Annotated in this window: 13 protein-coding genes; 6 read left to right on the forward strand and 7 right to left on the reverse strand. The window is 62.5% G+C overall.

Features of this window, described 5'->3' with window-relative positions:
- Window positions 1-24: 24 nt before the first annotated feature.
- Genes HU764_RS04280 through HU764_RS04285 form a run of 3 tightly spaced genes read left to right on the forward strand, consistent with a single transcriptional unit; the run spans window position 25 to window position 1,944 of the window.
- Entirely contained in the window at window positions 25-1,227 is a 1,203-nt protein-coding gene (locus tag HU764_RS04280; protein ID WP_027595875.1) for an MFS transporter, read from the forward strand.
- Complete coding sequence (locus HU764_RS27830; protein WP_258703717.1) at window positions 1,224-1,346, forward strand: hypothetical protein; 123 nt, start codon at window positions 1,224-1,226, stop codon at window positions 1,344-1,346. The genes HU764_RS04280 and HU764_RS27830 overlap by 4 nt, the downstream gene beginning before the upstream one ends.
- A gap of 46 nt (window positions 1,347-1,392) precedes the next feature.
- Entirely contained in the window at window positions 1,393-1,944 is a 552-nt protein-coding gene (locus HU764_RS04285; protein WP_186702980.1) for a glutathione peroxidase, read from the forward strand.
- A 120-nt stretch (window positions 1,945-2,064) separates the two neighbouring features.
- On the opposite strand, the gene HU764_RS04290 is transcribed toward HU764_RS04285, so the two are convergent.
- Window positions 2,065-2,325 carry a DUF2798 domain-containing protein gene (locus tag HU764_RS04290; protein ID WP_027595877.1) on the reverse strand — a complete coding sequence of 87 codons (261 nt, stop codon included), beginning with the start codon at window positions 2,323-2,325 and terminating at the stop codon, window positions 2,065-2,067.
- A 115-nt stretch (window positions 2,326-2,440) separates the two neighbouring features.
- Between HU764_RS04290 and HU764_RS04295 the strand changes: the two genes are divergently transcribed.
- Window positions 2,441-3,370, forward strand: coding sequence for a LysR family transcriptional regulator (locus HU764_RS04295; RefSeq protein WP_186676142.1), 930 nt, complete (start codon window positions 2,441-2,443; stop codon window positions 3,368-3,370).
- 42 nt (window positions 3,371-3,412) lie between these two features.
- Here HU764_RS04295 and HU764_RS04300 read toward each other — a convergent pair whose 3' ends face one another.
- From HU764_RS04300 to HU764_RS04310, 3 genes are all read right to left on the reverse strand, one after another.
- Window positions 3,413-4,678 (reverse strand): OmpP1/FadL family transporter, encoded by a 1,266-nt coding sequence (locus tag HU764_RS04300; protein ID WP_027595879.1) that lies wholly within the window; start codon window positions 4,676-4,678, stop codon window positions 3,413-3,415.
- Window positions 4,679-4,824: 146 nt separating this feature from the next.
- Complete coding sequence (locus HU764_RS04305) at window positions 4,825-5,307, reverse strand: hypothetical protein (protein ID WP_027595880.1); 483 nt, start codon at window positions 5,305-5,307, stop codon at window positions 4,825-4,827.
- A gap of 249 nt (window positions 5,308-5,556) precedes the next feature.
- Complete coding sequence (locus HU764_RS04310) at window positions 5,557-5,781, reverse strand: hypothetical protein (RefSeq protein ID WP_027595881.1); 225 nt, start codon at window positions 5,779-5,781, stop codon at window positions 5,557-5,559.
- 955 nt (window positions 5,782-6,736) lie between these two features.
- Between HU764_RS04310 and HU764_RS04315 the strand changes: the two genes are divergently transcribed.
- Window positions 6,737-7,156 carry a tetratricopeptide repeat protein gene (locus HU764_RS04315; protein WP_186702981.1) on the forward strand — a complete coding sequence of 140 codons (420 nt, stop codon included), beginning with the start codon at window positions 6,737-6,739 and terminating at the stop codon, window positions 7,154-7,156.
- Window positions 7,157-7,350: 194 nt separating this feature from the next.
- Window positions 7,351-8,724 (forward strand): DNA recombination protein RmuC, encoded by a 1,374-nt coding sequence (locus HU764_RS04320; protein WP_186703047.1) that lies wholly within the window; start codon window positions 7,351-7,353, stop codon window positions 8,722-8,724.
- Here the strand turns inward: HU764_RS04320 and HU764_RS04325 are convergent.
- The 3 genes from HU764_RS04325 to bglX form a co-directional block, all read right to left on the reverse strand.
- Entirely contained in the window at window positions 8,696-12,172 is a 3,477-nt protein-coding gene (locus HU764_RS04325; RefSeq protein WP_186702982.1) for a hybrid sensor histidine kinase/response regulator, read from the reverse strand. The two genes, HU764_RS04320 and HU764_RS04325, sit on opposite strands and share 29 nt — an antisense overlap.
- A gap of 214 nt (window positions 12,173-12,386) precedes the next feature.
- Complete coding sequence (locus HU764_RS04330; RefSeq protein WP_186702983.1) at window positions 12,387-13,565, reverse strand: MFS transporter; 1,179 nt, start codon at window positions 13,563-13,565, stop codon at window positions 12,387-12,389.
- A gap of 115 nt (window positions 13,566-13,680) precedes the next feature.
- Entirely contained in the window at window positions 13,681-16,011 is a 2,331-nt protein-coding gene (bglX, locus tag HU764_RS04335) for a beta-glucosidase BglX (RefSeq protein WP_186702984.1), read from the reverse strand.
- Window positions 16,012-16,135: the final 124 nt, after the last annotated feature.

Consider the following 16,135-nt stretch of genomic DNA (forward strand, 5'->3'; position numbering starts at 1 on the left):
TGCGATGTGCTGGAGATAACGACAATGACTTCGGTGTGGCGAACCAGCGGGTGGGTGCTTGTGGGCGCAGCGTTGATACTGGCGCTGTCCTTGGGTGTGCGACACGGCTTTGGCCTGTTCCTGGCGCCGATGAGCGCCGACTTTGGCTGGGGGCGTGGTGTGTTTGCCTTCGCCATCGCGTTGCAGAACCTCATCTGGGGGCTGGCACAACCGTTCGCCGGTGCCTTGGCTGACCGTGTGGGCGCGGCGCGGGTAGTGATCATAGGTGGCATTCTCTACGCCGCCGGGTTGATGTTCATGGGGATGGCCGACTCCGCCTGGTCGCTGTCGTTGAGCGCCGGCCTGCTGATTGGCATCGGCCTTTCCGGCACCTCGTTCTCGGTCATCCTGGGTGTGGTTGGGCGCGCAGTGCCGGCCGACAAACGCAGCATGGCGATGGGGATTGCGAGTGCGGCCGGTTCATTCGGCCAGTTCGCCATGCTGCCCGGCACCCTTGGCTTGATCGAATGGCTGGGCTGGTCCGCCGCGTTGCTGGTCCTGGGCCTGATGGTGGCATTGATCGTGCCCCTCGTCGGCCTGTTGCGTGACCGCCCGCTGCCCAGCCATGGCGCCGAACAGACCTTGGGCCAGGCCCTGCGTGAAGCCTGCTCGCATACCGGGTTCTGGCTGCTGGCGCTGGGCTTTTTCGTCTGCGGGTTCCAGGTGGTGTTCATCGGCGTGCACCTGCCGGCCTACCTGGTCGACCAACACCTGGCTGCGACCACGGGCACCACGGTGTTGGCACTGGTGGGCCTGTTCAACATTGTCGGCACCTTCACCGCCGGCTGGCTGGGCGGGCGCATGTCCAAGCCGCGCCTGCTTACAGGGCTTTATCTGCTCCGCGCAGTCGTGATCGTGTTGTTCCTCTGGGCGCCTGTGACCCAATTCAGCGCCTACCTGTTCGGCATCGCCATGGGCCTGCTGTGGCTCTCTACCGTCCCGTTGACCAACGGCACAGTGGCGACACTGTTTGGTGTGCGCAACCTGTCGATGCTGGGCGGCATCGTGTTCCTCTTCCACCAGTTGGGCGCCTTCCTGGGCGGCTGGTTGGGCGGGGTGGTCTACGACCGCACGGGCAACTACGACTTGGTCTGGCAGATTTCGATCCTGCTCAGCCTGCTGGCCGCCGCCCTCAACTGGCCGGTGCGTGAACGCCCGGTCGCCCGCCTGCAGGCCCAGGCCGCATGAAACGCTACCTGGCCCAAGGCTTGCTCGCCGTTGCCGCGATCGTGCTGCTGGCGCTGGTGTGGTGGGGGTGGCACCAGGGTGGGTTGGCGTTGATGCAACTGGGCATGGGGGTTTGTTAAGCGCTACCCTGCAAGTTCAAGGATTGTCTTGCGGGAGAAACGAACGATGCGTGCACATTGGTTGACGGTGCCTGTGCTGGCCCTGCTTGCCGCCACGTCGAGCTGGGCTGCGGATTGCCCGGCCTTGTTGCAGGGCAGCTTGCCCGAACTGCGTGGCAAAGGGCAGGTTGATCTGTGCCAGCGCTTTGCCGGCAAGCCGCTGGTGGTGGTCAACACCGCCAGCTATTGCGGGTTTGCGCCGCAGTTCGAGGGGCTTGAGGCGACGTATAAGGAGTACCACGAGCAGGGTTTGGAGATGCTCGGTGTGCCCTCTAATGATTTCAAGCAGGAAGACGCCGACAGCGAGAAGATTGCCAAGGTCTGCTACGCCAATTACGGGGTGACCTTCACCATGACCAAGGCCCAGTCGGTGCGTGGCAAGGATGCGATCCCGCTGTTCAGCGAGCTGGCGAGCCAGAGCAATGCGCCGAAGTGGAATTTCTACAAATACGTAGTGGACCGCAAGGGCAAGGTGATTGGCAGCTTCTCTAGCCTGACCAAGCCGGACGACCCGGCCTTCAGGACGGCGATCGAGAAGGCCATCGCATCGCAGCCGTAGTGCCGCTTTTTTTGTAGGAGCAGCCTTGTGCTGCGAAGAGGCCAGTGCAGGTATTGGCGATGTCAGTTGCCTGTACCGGCCTCTTCGCAGCACAAGGCTGCTCCTACAAAGGGGGGGCTTTTAATGGGGGTGAACGGTAATCGCCACCAGCCGTAGCACCACCGGCCTGACCATCAGCACGCAGAGGAACGCTACCGGCATGGCCAGTTGGTAGGCCTTCAATACGTTGCTCAGATACTGCGGGTTCACCCCGGCGTTGGCCGCAGTGATCACGAAGCACATCAATAACGCCATGATCGACGACATGTAGAAGGCGAACACGTACGGTGTGGCACTGGGGCGCAGTTTGCGCCGGCTGCGCGTAGGGGACAGGTTGCTCATGCGAACTCCAGAAAGTTGAGTGGAGGCGCAGGTTAGCAATCGTCGGTGGCAGGGCTGTAGACCATCGTCATTGAGTTCTTTATAAAGAGATTCTTACGAATCCCAAGGGCTCGACATGGACCTGCTCAATGCCATCCGCAGCTTCATCAAGGTGGTCGAGGCCGGCAGCATCGCTGCCGGTGCGCGCAGCCTGGGGCTCAGCCCGGCGGCGGTGAGCCAGAACCTCGCACGCCTCGAAGCGCATCTGCAGGTGCGCTTGCTCACCCGCACCACGCGTAGCATGGCTTTGACCCCCGCCGGCACGCTCTACTACGAGCGGGTCAGGCAGGTGGACCGAGACCTTGCCCAGGCCGAACTGGCCGTCACCACTCCCGACAGCGAGCCCCAGGGCCGCCTCTGCATCGCCTCCACCTCGGCTTTCGGTCGCCATGTGCTGGCGCCCTTGATTCCGGCATTCAGTGCCCGATACCCCCAGCTTTCGATAGAGTTGGTAACGACTGATCGACGGGTCAATCATGCACATGAGGACGTCGATGTCAGCCTGCGCATCGCCCCGCAGCTGGAGGACCACCTGCTGGCGAGGCACATTGCCCGTATTCCGTTCATCTGCTGCGCCTCTCCCGGTTACCTGGCAAGCGCCGGAGTGCCTGCCACGCCCGAGGCGTTGCGCGATCACCGCTGCCTGGTGTTCCGCTACCCGGTCGACGGCCGCTTCCTGCGGTGGGGCTTCATGCGCGACGGGCTGCGTTTTGACGCGGATTTCGGCACCGTGCTGATCAGTGACGATATCGACGCCCTGACGCAGATGGCCCTGCACGATGGCGGCATCACGCGGCTGGCTGAGTTCATCGTGCGACCGTACCTGGCGTCCGGCGCGCTGGTGCCTGTGTTCGAATACAGCGACAACGGCCAGGCCTATGCCCAAACCGAGCCCATGGATATCTACCTGTGCCTGGCAGATCGTTTTGCCATGACCGTGAAGGTGCGTGCATTCATGGACTACCTCCATGAATGCCTGGGTGACAGCTGGAAGATCCAGGCATGAAAAAACCGCCACGAGGGCGGTTTTCCATACTGCGGGTGCGACTCAGAAGCGGTAGGTGAGGGATGCACCGACGCCGTGAGCGCTGTTTTCGTACTTGGCCTGGTAGCTGCCTTTGGTCGCGCTGACCTGGTTGACTTTGGTGTCCTCTTCCCACAGGTAGGAATACGCCACGTCGATGGTCATGTCTTCGCTTGGGCTCCAACCGGCACCCAGGCTGAACACCTTGCGATCGCCAGTCGGGATGCGCGGTGAACGGTCGTGGTTGTTGGTTGGCGACTGGTCGACGGTGAAGCCGGTACGCAGTACCCACTCCTTGTTGACCTTGTACGACGCGCCAATGGCGTGTGCCCAAGTGTCGTGCCAGTTCTGCTCTTCGGTGATGGTCTGGAATGCCGAACCTGCCAGCGGTGCCGGCACATCGTTCTGCACGGTGATGTCTTCCAAGCGGCTCCAACGGGTCCAGGTGCTGCCTGCGTACAGGGTCCACTGGTCGTCGAGTTCGTGGGTGACCGAAAGATCGACAGACTCAGGCGTCTTGATCTTCAGGGTGGCATCGAACTTGTTGCCGTTGAACGGCCCGATCAGCGGGGTGCTGACGCGGGTCTTGCCTTCGAGCTTGTAGTCGACCATCGAGTGGTAGGTCAGGCCGACGCGGGTGCTGTCGGTGGCCTGGACCAGGATACCGATGTTGTAGCCCACGGCGGTGTCATCGCCCTTGATCTTCACTTCGCCGTCGTTGCGGCCAGGGCTGAACGGGTTGATCAGGCTCGAGCCCAGTTCACCCTTGATGCGGTTGATGGTTGGACCGAAACCGATCGAAACCTTGTCGTTGAAGGCGTAGCTGACGGTTGGCTGGAAGGTCACCACCTCGACGTGGCTCTTTTTGCCCCAGTAGCGAGCAGCATCGTCGCTGCCGTAGTCGGTCACCAGGCCGAAGGGCACGTAGACGCCGAAACCGACGCTCCAGTGATCATCGATCGGCTTGACGTAGTAGCCCATGGGTACGCCAACGACAGGCACCATGTCACCATCGGTTTCCCCCCCGAGGTTGCTGCCACGGCCCGAGATATCGGACTTGGCGATGACGGCGGCGCCGCCCACGGTGATCTGTTCGCGCTTGAGGCGGGACATGCCGGCTGGGTTGCCAAACACGGTGCTGGCATCTTCGGCAGAAGAAGAACGTCCCGCGAAACCTGTCCCCATGCTGCTGATGCTCTGTTCGTTCAGGGCAAAGCCGCTGGCGAGCAGTTGGCTGGAAGCAAGCGCAACGGCTACACCGAGGGAGGTTTTGAGCATTACTTTTTTCATTATTAGAAACTCCTTGGGATCTCCGGGGCGAAAAGCTACCAACAAATTGCCTGCCGCGCTATAGCCTCAATCACAGGAGATAGAGCGGTTTTGTAGGACAATCCGACCAAAATTCCATTTTTTCCGGTAAAGCTGTAGGGCGTTTCTTAAGATGCCTGAGGCAATCTCTGATCTATGCAGGTATGCCAGGCGTGGGTGAAGTCGCGCAGGCGACCCTGAGGGTGGAAAACCTGGCGCCAGATGCGTGCCAGGCCCAGCAAGTCGTCAGCGGCAGGCAGGGGCGTGGCTTGCGCCTCGACCAGCATCCAGGCGATGGCGGTGGAATAGCGAAGGTTTACTGTGAGTTCCAGGTGCGGACCGCCAAGAAAGGCGTGTTGGCTGGCCAGGCCGCGGACCAGGCTGGCGAGGTCAGGGTCGCGGGCGAGATACTCGTCCCAGAGCGCCTGGTGACGGGTTTCGCCGATGCGGTAGAGGCCATGGCCACGCCGGTCGTGCAAGGCTGAGCCGAGGGCCGACTGGCTGGCGGCGATGCCCAGTAGCAAGGCTTCAGCGCTAGGGCAGTGGCGGTCCAGGTAGACCAGGGTGGGTCGGATCACATACAGACACAATTCATTCGCCGCGATACCCATGATGCCCTCGAGCAAGTAAGGGCCGGACGGGCGCTGGAGCTTGGCAGCTGGTGAATGATCAGGCCCGCCGGAAGCGGTTAGCACCGCTCGAGTTGAAGTGTAGTGTGATAATCGTGGTGTAAAGAGCTGTTTTTAAATCGATTGCTGCCTGACGTTCGAGGCTATATGCCATGGGGCAATTACGCCAAGAACGATCAGGCAGGCTACCTGGGCAAAGATTCAGCGCCTGAATGCCGCCGTATTCGCCGCTCACGCGGTGAGCGACTGACGGGTCCGGGCGATCACTGCCTGCAGGGGTTCCTTGCGGCTGTACTGTTCAGGGTACAGGCGTTCGGTGTGGCAGGCGACGCCGTGTTCGTCCACCAGGGTAAAGCTGAAGCTGCCCTTGCGAGGGGCAACGATAAGGCACTTCAACGGCGAGAAGGCCTGGGAAAGGGTGCCAATGGCAGCCTGAATGTGTGGATGAGTTTGCATATTATTGGAGGTTCCTGCTTTAAACACGGAGGGTATGATCCGTGCATGATAGAAACGTTCCAGTGACGCCTTTATTAAGGGACGAAACGAACCTGACTGGAACAAAGCAGCCAGAGAGAGCGCAATCAAATGTGGGCGCTTGGGCTGACTGGTAGGTACTTAAGAGGGCAGGCAGCACGCCGGGGCCAAGGTTCTAGGCCGTCGGGGTGGAATCCTGATCAATCTGCAAGGTGATTCGTGCTTGGGCAGCGTATGGCTGGCGAGGGAATCATCGAGTGTGGCCGGTCCTGGTTTCAGCAATGCGTGCTTTTGGGAGAGCAGCGTTGCAAGGACGCTTCTGGCCAGAATTGACTTTCAGCTTGGTACTAACGAGGCGCACCTTACCGCAGATATAGTGCTTTGGCAAGTGTTTGTGCACCTGCCCAGGCTAGCCGAGCAGTATGGCGCTTCTTTCGCGGGCTGGGAAGGGGGGCAAAGGGCTGTCATTACCGAGGATGTGCTGTTTTTGTGCACCCATATGAAGGCGTGAGGGGCAGTTGTTCACATTTGGCGCGCACGCTGTAACACACCCGCAACAGCCCTCTACAGCGTCGCCAATGCCTTGACTGGTGAGTTAAGTCAATGAAAAAAAACACTAATTTTAGCTGGTGAAAAAATCGTCAGTTTGACTGGAGGCCCCATTTTACGGGGGTTTAAGGGCTGCTGGAGGGGGTTGTCCACCGAGTTATCCACAGGAACTGTGGATTGTCCCAAGCGCTTGCTCTAGGACGGGTGTGCCAGCAACCCAGGGAACTGTCGGACAATCTTCGGGCGCCGCTAGACCGGTTGGTCATCCACTCGAAAACGTCAAGAAAAGATCATCGAAATTTTTTTTCAATCCTCCAGAAATCGACAGGCTATGCCAGAAAAAATGGAGTAGAGTGGCGCGCCTTTCGAGTCACCTTGCCTGTTGCTCATGAAGTTTCGCGGTAAACACCTCGCCAACCCTGCTGACGCCTCCTCAGTGCATCCACCCAAACGCTTCTCCCTGAAAGTGGCCCTGTGGCTGCTCGACAGCCCGCGCCTGGGTGACAAGCCTCAGGTCAAGCATTTGGCAGGCCGCTTGCTGAAACAGCCTGCGCGCCAAGGCGTGGTGGTGGCCCAGAGCCGGCTGGGGCAGATGCTGTGCCGTGATTGCGGCAATGCCCGCGACCGGCGTATCGGCCACGAGCTGCTGCGCCAGGCTGCCCGCGCCGGTGATCGCCGCGCACAGCTGGAATATGCCCGGTTGTGCCAGGCCAACGAGCCGGACCAAGCCCGCTACTGGCTGGAGCTGGCCGCTGCGCAGGGCTCGCAGGAAGCGCGGCGGCTGCTGGGGCAGTGGTTTTCCGGTTGATGGTGACGCGTGAAAAGGCGCAAGGCCAGTTCCCAGGCTGATAAGCTGCGCAGCATTCATCATGTTCGATCGGGGTAACCATGACAGTGGATCTGGCCAGCATTCTGCTGGGCTTGGTGGCAGGTGCGTTGCCCTGCCTGGTGTGGGTCATGCAGGTGCAGCGTCGCCAGGGCGCCCGGCAGGGTGAACAAGCCCTGCTCGAAGAGCGCCTTAACGCTGCCCAGTTGTCCCTGGCCGGGTTGCAGGCGCAACTGGACGCCAGCCGCGACGAAGTCAGCGACCTCAGCGAAGCCAACACCGTCAAGCAAGCCCAACTGGCAGCCCAGGGCCGTGAGCTGGAGTTGCTGCAGATCGACCGCGACAATGCCCGCGATGCCGCCCACGCCTGGAGCCTCGAACGCGCCAACCGTGAAGCCGAACTGCGCCGCCTGGAAGCCCAAGGCGCACGCCTGGAGGCGGAGCTGCGCGAGCAGCAGGAAAACCACCAACAACGCCTGGAAGACCTGCAAGAGGCCCGCGACACCCTGCGCGCCCAGTTCTCCGACCTGGCCACGAAAATCTTCGACGAGCGCGAGCAACGCTTTGCCCAGACCAGCCAGCAGCACCTGGGCCAACTGCTCGACCCGCTCAAGGACCGCATCCAGGCCTTTGAGAAGCGCGTCGAGGAAAGTTACCAGCAGGAGTCACGCGAGCGTTTCTCCCTGAGCAAGGAACTGGAGCGCTTGCAGCAGCTTAACCAGCGCCTGTCCGACGAAGCCACCAACCTCACCCAGGCCCTCAAGGGCCAGAAAACCCAAGGCAACTGGGGCGAGATGATCCTGGAGCGGGTACTGGAGCACGCGGGCCTGGAGAAGGGCCGCGAATACCAGACCCAGGTCAGCCTGAAGAGCGCCGATGGCGAGCGTTTCCAGCCCGATGTACTGATCATGTTGCCCGGCGACAAGCAGGTAGTGGTCGACGCCAAGGTCAGCCTCACGGCTTACCAGCAGTTTGTTGGCAGCAATGACGAGGCTGCGCTCAAGCAGCATGTGCAGTCGTTGCGCAGCCACGTCAAAGGCCTGTCAAGCAAGGACTACAACCGCCTCGAAGGCCTGCACAGCCTGGATTTCGTCCTGCTTTTCGTGCCCATCGAGGCCGCTTTTTCGGCGGCCCTGCAGGCCGAGCCCAACCTGTTCCAGGAAGCCTTCGACCGGCACATCGTGATTGTCAGCCCGACCACGCTGCTGGCCACACTGAGGGTGATCGACAGCTTGTGGAAGCAGGAACGCCAAGGCCAGAACGCCCGCGAGATCGCCGAGCGCGCCGGCTGGCTGTATGACAAGTTCGTGCTGTTCATCCAAGACCTGGACGAGCTAGGCAACCGCTTGCAGCAGGTGGACAAGGCCTACGCCGCGGCGCGCAACAAACTGTGCGAAGGGCGTGGCAACCTGGTCAGCCGCAGTGAGCAGCTCAAGCTCTTGGGTGCCCGTGCCAGCAAGAGCCTGCCGGCAGACTTGCTGGAGCGGGCGCTGTCCGATGAAGCCCTGCCGGACGAAGCGGTTACTGAACCAGGCTCAGATGCCGATTGAGCAGGGCGCGCAAGGCTGCTGGCTTGACCGGCTTGGCCAGGTAGTCCAGGCCTGAGGCATGCATCAGGGCGATGGTCTCTTTGCTGCCGTCGGCGCTGATCACCACCCCAGGCACCGGCTCGCCCAGCCGGGCGCGTAGCCAGCCCATCAGCTCGGTGCCGGTTTCGCCGTCGTCCAGATGGTAGTCCACCAGCGCCAAGTGTGGGCGCATACCGTTGGCCAGCAAGGCCTCGCATTCGGCGCGGTTGCGGGCGGTCCAGACCTGGCAGCCCCAACGGCTGAGCAGGCTGTTCATGCCAATCAGGATGCTGTCTTCATTGTCGATGCACAGCACCTGCAGCCCGGCCAGCGGTTGGCCCGTCTGCTCCGCCGGCGCGCTGGGCGCGGGCGCCGCCTGGCGGGCGATCGGGACGCTGACGCGGAACACCGTGCCTTTGCCGGGCCATGAGCGCACTTCCAGGCTATGGCCCAGTACCCGGCACAGGCCGTCGGCGATGGCCAGGCCCAGGCCCAGGCCTTTTTCGGCACGGGTCTGGTGGCTGTCCAGGCGTTTGAACTCTTGGAAAATCTCTTGCAGCTTGTTGTCGGCGATCCCCGGGCCGCGGTCCCACACTTCCAGCCACAGGCGTTCGCCCTGGCGGCGGGCACCCAGCAGAATCGGGCTTTTGCCATAGCGCAGGGCGTTGGTCAGGAAGTTCTGCAGCACGCGGCGCAGCAACTTCATGTCGCTGTCGACCCGCAGGCGGCTGCCGCGCAGGCGGAACTCCAGCCCTTTCTCGGCGGCCAGTACCTTGAACTCGGCGCCCAGGGTGTCGAACAGCTCGTTGAGGGCGAACGGCTTGGCGTCCGGGGTGATCTTGTTGTTCTCCAGGCGCGAGATGTCCAGCAGGTCGCTGATCAGCTCTTCGGCCGAGCGCAGCGAGCTGTCCATGTGCTGCACCAGTTGCTGGGCCTCCTCGTTCATGCCCTCGGCCTGTTGCGACAGGGCGGCGGAGAACAGCCGCGCGGCGTTCAGTGGTTGCATCAGGTCGTGGCTGACTGCGGCCAGGAAGCGGGTCTTGGACTTGCTCACTGCCTCGGCCTGGCTCTTGGCTTCGGACAGTGCCTGGTTGAGCTGCGACAGCTCATGGGTACGCTCCGCCACCCGCTGCTCCAGGCCCTCGTTAGCATCGCGCAGCGCCTGTTCGGCTTCGCGGAACGGGGTGATGTCGGTGAAGCTCATGACGAAGCCGCCACCGGGCATTGGGTTGCCGATCAGCTCAATGACCCGGCCGTTGGGGAACAGCCGCTCGGAGGAATGCGCGCGGCCTTGGCGCATCCAGTGCAGGCGCCGCGCCACGTGAACCTGCGCCTCGCCCGGGCCGCACAGGCCGCGCTCGGCGTTGTAGCGGATGATGTCGGCAATCGGCCGGCCAACGCTGATCAGCCCGTCGGGGTAGTTGAACAGCTCCAGGTAGCGGCGGTTCCAGGCCACCAGGTGCAGGTTCTGGTCGACCACGCTGATGCCCTGGTTGATGTTCTCGATAGCCCCTTGCAGCAGCGCACGGTTGAACTGCAGCACTTCGCTGGCTTCGTCGGCGATGCGCACCACGTCTTCAAGCTGCATGTCGCGGCCTTCGATGGCGGCCTTGACCACGGCTCGGGTCGACGACGTGCCGAGCACCCCGGCGAGCAAGCGTTCGGTGTGCTCGATCCAGTCACCGTCGGCGTTCTGGTTGGGGTTGAAGCCTTTGCCCTGGCGGTAGGCGAAGCGGATGAAGCTCTGCCGCGCACGTTCTTCGCCGACGAAGCGCGAGGCCAGGGTCAGCAGGTCATCGATCTGCACCGCCAGCAGCGGTTTGCTGCTAGGGCGGGCGCTGGTCTGCTGGCCGATGAAGCGGCCAGCCTGCCAGTGCTCTGACACCCGCGTGCGCGACAGCACCGACACCCAGGCAAACAAGGTGAAGTTACCCGCCAGCGACAGCACCACGCCTTGGGTCAATGGGCTGATTGGCAGGTTCAGCGGGTTGCCATGCAGCCACGCCAGGCCCGGGAACAGCTCGAGCGACCAACCCACGCTATGGGCGGCAATCGGCAGCACCAGGGTGTAGAACCACAGGAAGATGCCGGCGGCGAGGCCGGCGAACACGCCGCGCCGGTTGGCTTGCTTCCAGTACAGCGCGCCGAGCATGGCCGGGGTGAGCTGAGTCACGGCGGCGAAGGCGATCTGGCCGATGGTCGCCAGGCTCGCGGTCGAACCGAGCAGGCGATAGCTGACATAGGCCAGCAGCAGGATCACTACGATGGTCACCCGGCGTACCGAGAGCATCCAATGGCGGAACGCTTCGAACGGGCGCTCGGCATTGTTGCGGCGCAGCAGCCAGGGCAGCAGCATGTCGTTGGAGACCATGGTCGACAGCGCCACGGCTTCGACGATGACCATGCCAGTGGCCGCCGAGGCGCCACCGATGAAGGCCAGCAGGGCCAGGCTCGGGTGGGCTTCGGCCAGCGGCAGGCTGATGACGAACGAGTCGGACATCACCGTGCCCGGCAGCAGCATCTGCCCGGCCAGGGCGATTGGCACCACGAACAGCGCAGCCAGCACCAGGTACATCGGGAACACCCAGCGGGCCAGGCGCATGTCCTGCGGTTCGATGTTCTCCACCACGGTGACATGGAACTGCCGTGGCAGGCAGATGATCGCCATCATGGCCACCGCGGTTTGCACCACCATCGACGGCCAGTTGATGGTCTCCTGCCAGTAGCTTTCCAGCTGGATCGACTGGCGCGCCTGGCTGAACAGGTCGTCAAAGCCGTCGTACAGGTTGAACACCACGAAGATGCCCACGGCCAGGAACGCCAACAGCTTGATCAATGACTCGAAAGCGATCGCCAGGACCATGCCGCGGTGGTGCTCGGTCACGTCCAGGCTGCGCGTGCCGAAGACAATGGCGAACAGTGCCAGCACCAGCGATACCACCAGCGCAGTGTCCTGCACGCGGGTGCCGGTGGCGTCGGCGTTGGCGCCGATCAGCAGGTTGACGCCCAGCACGATGCCTTTGAGCTGCAAGGCGATGTAGGGCAGCACGCCGACCAGGCAGATCAGCGCCACCACCACGGCCAGGGTCTGCGATTTGCCGTAGCGTGCGGCAATGAAGTCGGCGATCGAGGTGATGTTCTGCTGCTTGCTGATCAGCACCATCTTCTGCAGCACCCAGGGTGCGAAGATCAGCAGCAGCACTGGGCCCAGGTAGATCGGCAGGAATGCCCAGAGCTGTTCGGCAGCCTGGCCGACGGCACCGAAGAAGGTCCAGCTGGTGCAGTAGACGGCCAGCGACAGGCTGTACACCCAGGCACGCAGCTTCGGCGGCAACGGTGTGCTGCGTCGGTCGCCGTAAAAGGCGATGGCGAACATGATGGCCATATAGGCCAGGGCGACCACGGCGATCAGCCCACTGGACAACGACATGAAAACTCCGGAGCAAAAAAGGTAACGCGGTCCCGATCAATCAGTCTGGCACGCAGGCGCAGGTTCGTCAGCGCCGACGATGGTCGCAGTGGCGAGTCGTCGCAGGGATCGGCCTACGCCTGTACCAGCCTCTTCGCGGGTAAACCCGCTCCCACAGGAACACCACCGGCTTGAGCGCTGCGCAGTACCCGCGAAGAGGCCGGTACAGGCAACATCAATACCTGCGGGTACCCCGCCAGTAAAACACCCCCGCCAGTATCACCGACAACACCAGCAGGTAGAAGATTACCCCCGGCCACCAGTGCCCGAGGGCAAACCCGACCATCACCGGCCCCAGCGCCGCGCCCAGGTTGGACAGGTTCTGTGCGCCGTAATACACCCCGCGCAGGTGCTCTGGGGCGATCAGGTCGATGAACATGTACTCGGCGGGTATCACGATGATTTCCCCCAGGGTGAACACCAGCATCGCCAGGCACCACATCGGCACCGTGCTTGCCCATGAAAACCCCAGCAGCCCGGCGATGAACAGGCCCATCCCGGCCAGCAGCCAAGGCATCAGGCGCTGGCGGCTGATGCGCCGGCCGATCAGGTATTGCAGGGCAATCACCGTGATGGCGTTGGTGGTCACCAGGTAGCCGACCAGGCGCGCCGCCTCGCTTGGCGTGGTCGTCACCACCAGGTACTGCGACAAATAGGCAGTGAACTGGCCGAACACCACCGCGCTGAGGACCCCGCCCAAGGTGAAACACACCAGCCGCCGGTCACGCGCCAAGCCCAGCGCCACTTGCGCGAACCCGGCACCCGATTGCGCCGGGGCATCGCCCTGCAGGCCGCGGTCCCCCAGGCGCTGGTAGGCCAGGCCCATCCCCAGGCCGATCAAGGCGGAGGCGATGAAGGGCAAGTGGTCGTCCAGCTCCAGCATCGCGACGCCCAGCAAGGGGCCTGCGGCATAGCCGACGTTGCTCAAGGTGTATTTGATGGCGAACACCTCGGTCCGTTCGTCCACTGGCAGCAGCGCACAAAAGCCGGCCTTGGCCGCGATGTCGACCACCGCCAGGGCGAGGTTGATCAGTACCAGGCACAGGAAGAACAGCGCGGCCGAGCGGCTGGCGATGGCGCCGATGAAGGCCAGGGCAAACACCAAGGTGCTGGCGATCATCAGGGTATGGTTGCGCACGGTGTCCACCAGGTGGCCGCCGTACAGGCTGAGCAGCGAGGCGATGATCAACGCGCCGCCGATCAGCAGGCCGATCTGGCTGACCGGCAGTTGGAAGTTATCGGCCAGGTACACCACCAGGTAGGGCAGGGTCAGGGCGCGCGCCAGGGTCAGGGTGAAGGTGGTGGTGAGCAGCAGGCGTACGGCGGGTGGGTAGCGCTTGAGGGCGGCGAGCATTGCCACGTCCTTGTCACTGGGCAAGAGGCCAAGAATAGGTGGGCAGTGAGGGTTTGTCTCGCGCGTTTCCAGTCGGCAGGTCGTTCAGCGGCGCGAAGAGCCGCTGCAGTGAGGATCAGGGTGGGGTGCCATCGAGTTCGAAGGAGGCTTTCTGTAAATCTTGCGAGTCCAGCCCGATCATCACATCGAACGTACCTGGCTCTGTCACCCGCTGCAGGTGCTGGTTGTAGAAGGCGAGCATGGAGGTATCGATGTCGAAGACAATCTGGCGTGACTCCCCGGGCGCCAACAGCACCTTCTGGAAGCCCTTGAGCTCTTTGAGCGGACGGCTCACGGAGGCGACGCGATCGCGAAGGTACAGTTGCACGGTCGTTTCGCCCGTGCGTTGCCCTTCGTTCTTGAGTGTCACGCTTACCTGCATAGCGTGCCCAGGTCGCAGGCGATGAGTAGACAGGGTCAGCGGTGAAAGGCTGAAGTGGGTATAGCTGAGGCCGTATCCAAAAGGATAGAGCGGTGTGTTATCGGTATCGAAGTAATGTGATCGATAGGCAGAAGGCTGCTGCGGGTCGAAGGGGCGCCCGGTATTCAACTGTGCGTAGTACAGCGGGATCTGGCCGACGCTGCGCGGGAAGGTGACAGGCAGCTTCCCGGAAGGGTTGTAGTCACCGAACAGCACATCGGCAATGGCATTGCCGCCTTCCGTACCGCTGAACCACGTCTCCAGCACGGCGTCTGCCCATTGGCTCTCCTCGACGATGGTCAGCGGTCGGCCATTCATCAATACCAGCACCAAAGGTTTGCCCGTGCGTTTCAGCGCTTGCAGCAATTCACGTTGTTGAGTGGGCAGGTTCAGGTCGGTTTTGCTGGCGCCTTCATGGGACATGCCCCGCGCTTCGCCCAACGCCACCACGATGACGTTGGCCTGTTGGGCGATGGCTACCGCTTCGGCAAGCAAGGCCAGGGGCGGACGCGGGTCGAAGTTCACCGTTTTGTCGGCGAGCAGTAGAAAGTCATCGCGCTTATCGCTGATGTTGGCTCCCAACGCGTACAACAGCTTGGCATCGTCACCGACTGCCGTCTTCAGCCCTTGGTAAAGGCTGATGGCCTGGCCAGGTTGGCCGCTGGCGTGCCAACTGCCAAGGATATCGACCGGGTTGTCGGCCAGGGGCCCTATCACCGCGACGGTACCTCGTTTGACGAGCGGCAACAGCGCATTCTGATTTTTCAGCAGGACCAGAGAGCGTCGGGCCACCTCCCTGGCTTGAGCGCGATGGAGCGGCTTTGGGTCGTGTGAAGGCTGCGCGCCGTGCTGGGCGTGGCCCAACCTGCGATAGGGGTCGTGGAATAGCCCCAGGTCATATTTGGTGGCCAGGACTTGGTGTACGGCCTCGTCGAGCAGGCTGACAGGGACTGCGCCCTGTTCGATAAGCTGAGCCAGCGCTTGCTCGAAATAACGATCATTCATGCTCATCTGAGTGCCCGCGACCAAAGCGGCCTGGGCGGCATCTTCGCCACCGGCGGCAGTCCCGTGCGCGACCAGTTCTTGTACAGCGCTGTGATCACTGATCACCAGCCCCCGATAGCGCCATTGCTGGCGCAGGATGTCTCGCAGCAGCCATCTATTGGCCGTGGCGGGCACACCATTGAGTGTGGTCAACGCCGTCATTACTGCGCCCGCACCCGCCTCCAGGGCTGCCTGATAAGGGGGCAGGTAATCCTGAAACAGCTGATGAGTGCTGACGTTGGTTGTGTTGTAGTCGCGCCCACCTTCGACTGCGCCGTAGGCAGCGAAATGCTTTACGCAGGCCATGATGCTGTCAGCCGCGCCAAGCGTCGGGCCTTGCAACTGCTGTGTCACCCTCTCGGCGATACGCGAGACCAGGTACGGATCTTCACCGAAACCTTCAGACATCCTGCCCCAGCGAGGGTCGCGGCTTAAATCGACCATGGGTGCAAATGTCATGTCCAGGCCATCGGCGCTGGCTTCAATGGCCGCGATCCGCGCGGCGCTGCCGATCGCTTGCAAGTCCCAGCTCGACGCTTGGCCCAGGCCGATCGGAAATACCGTGCGGTGGCCGTGTACCACATCGCCTGCGAAGAACACCGGTATGCCCAGGCGGCCACGCTGCACGGCGGCATCTTGATAAGCACGCAGCTGCTCGCGTGTAAACCCCGGCTCGGTAAACAGTGCGCCTACCGCGCCCTTGGCCACGGTATCGAGCGCATATTGGGAGGGTGGGGTGCCTGGGGAATGCTTCATGCGTAGCTGGCCGACCTTTTCGGGCAGGCTCATCTGCTCCAGCAGGGCCGCAAGGAACTGTTCCTTCCCCATGGAGGGCGAGCCGCCCGTAGCAGAGACATTGGCTGCATGAAGCAGCAAGGTCAGCCCCAAGGTAAGCAGCGACGTGCTGCGCCGGGCAGGTTGCTTGAATGCACCGCACTCCATCCTTGGCGTTCTCTTAGCTCACATGGCCTCAGGGTGGCAGGCGCGGGGTTGAGCGGCTACTGACAGAACTGTCAGTTGACAGTGGTAATGTGGCTTCCAATGCTTTGCACGCATCCCAGGTTCT

The sequence above is a fragment of the Pseudomonas kermanshahensis genome (genome assembly GCF_014269205.2).
In the GTDB taxonomy this organism is placed as follows: Bacteria; Pseudomonadota; Gammaproteobacteria; order Pseudomonadales; family Pseudomonadaceae; genus Aquipseudomonas; species Aquipseudomonas kermanshahensis.

Bases quoted from the DNA above. Each gene is read 5' to 3' on its own strand.
- HU764_RS04305 (WP_027595880.1), bottom strand. From the start codon at position 5,307: ATGGGTATCGCGGCGAATGAATTGTGTCTGTATGTGATCCGACCCACC.
- HU764_RS04330 (WP_186702983.1), bottom strand. From the start codon at position 13,565: ATGCTCGCCGCCCTCAAGCGCTACCCACCCGCCGTACGCCTGCTGCTC.
- HU764_RS04290 (WP_027595877.1), bottom strand. From the start codon at position 2,325: ATGAGCAACCTGTCCCCTACGCGCAGCCGGCGCAAACTGCGCCCCAGT.
- HU764_RS04300 (WP_027595879.1), bottom strand. From the start codon at position 4,678: ATGAAAAAAGTAATGCTCAAAACCTCCCTCGGTGTAGCCGTTGCGCTT.
- HU764_RS04310 (WP_027595881.1), bottom strand. From the start codon at position 5,781: ATGCAAACTCATCCACACATTCAGGCTGCCATTGGCACCCTTTCCCAG.
- bglX (WP_186702984.1), bottom strand. From the start codon at position 16,011: ATGGAGTGCGGTGCATTCAAGCAACCTGCCCGGCGCAGCACGTCGCTG.
- HU764_RS04295 (WP_186676142.1), top strand. From the start codon at position 2,441: ATGGACCTGCTCAATGCCATCCGCAGCTTCATCAAGGTGGTCGAGGCC.
- HU764_RS04280 (WP_027595875.1), top strand. From the start codon at position 25: ATGACTTCGGTGTGGCGAACCAGCGGGTGGGTGCTTGTGGGCGCAGCG.
- HU764_RS27830 (WP_258703717.1), top strand. From the start codon at position 1,224: ATGAAACGCTACCTGGCCCAAGGCTTGCTCGCCGTTGCCGCGATCGTG.
- HU764_RS04285 (WP_186702980.1), top strand. From the start codon at position 1,393: ATGCGTGCACATTGGTTGACGGTGCCTGTGCTGGCCCTGCTTGCCGCC.
- HU764_RS04325 (WP_186702982.1), bottom strand. From the start codon at position 12,172: ATGTCGTTGTCCAGTGGGCTGATCGCCGTGGTCGCCCTGGCCTATATG.
- HU764_RS04315 (WP_186702981.1), top strand. From the start codon at position 6,737: ATGAAGTTTCGCGGTAAACACCTCGCCAACCCTGCTGACGCCTCCTCA.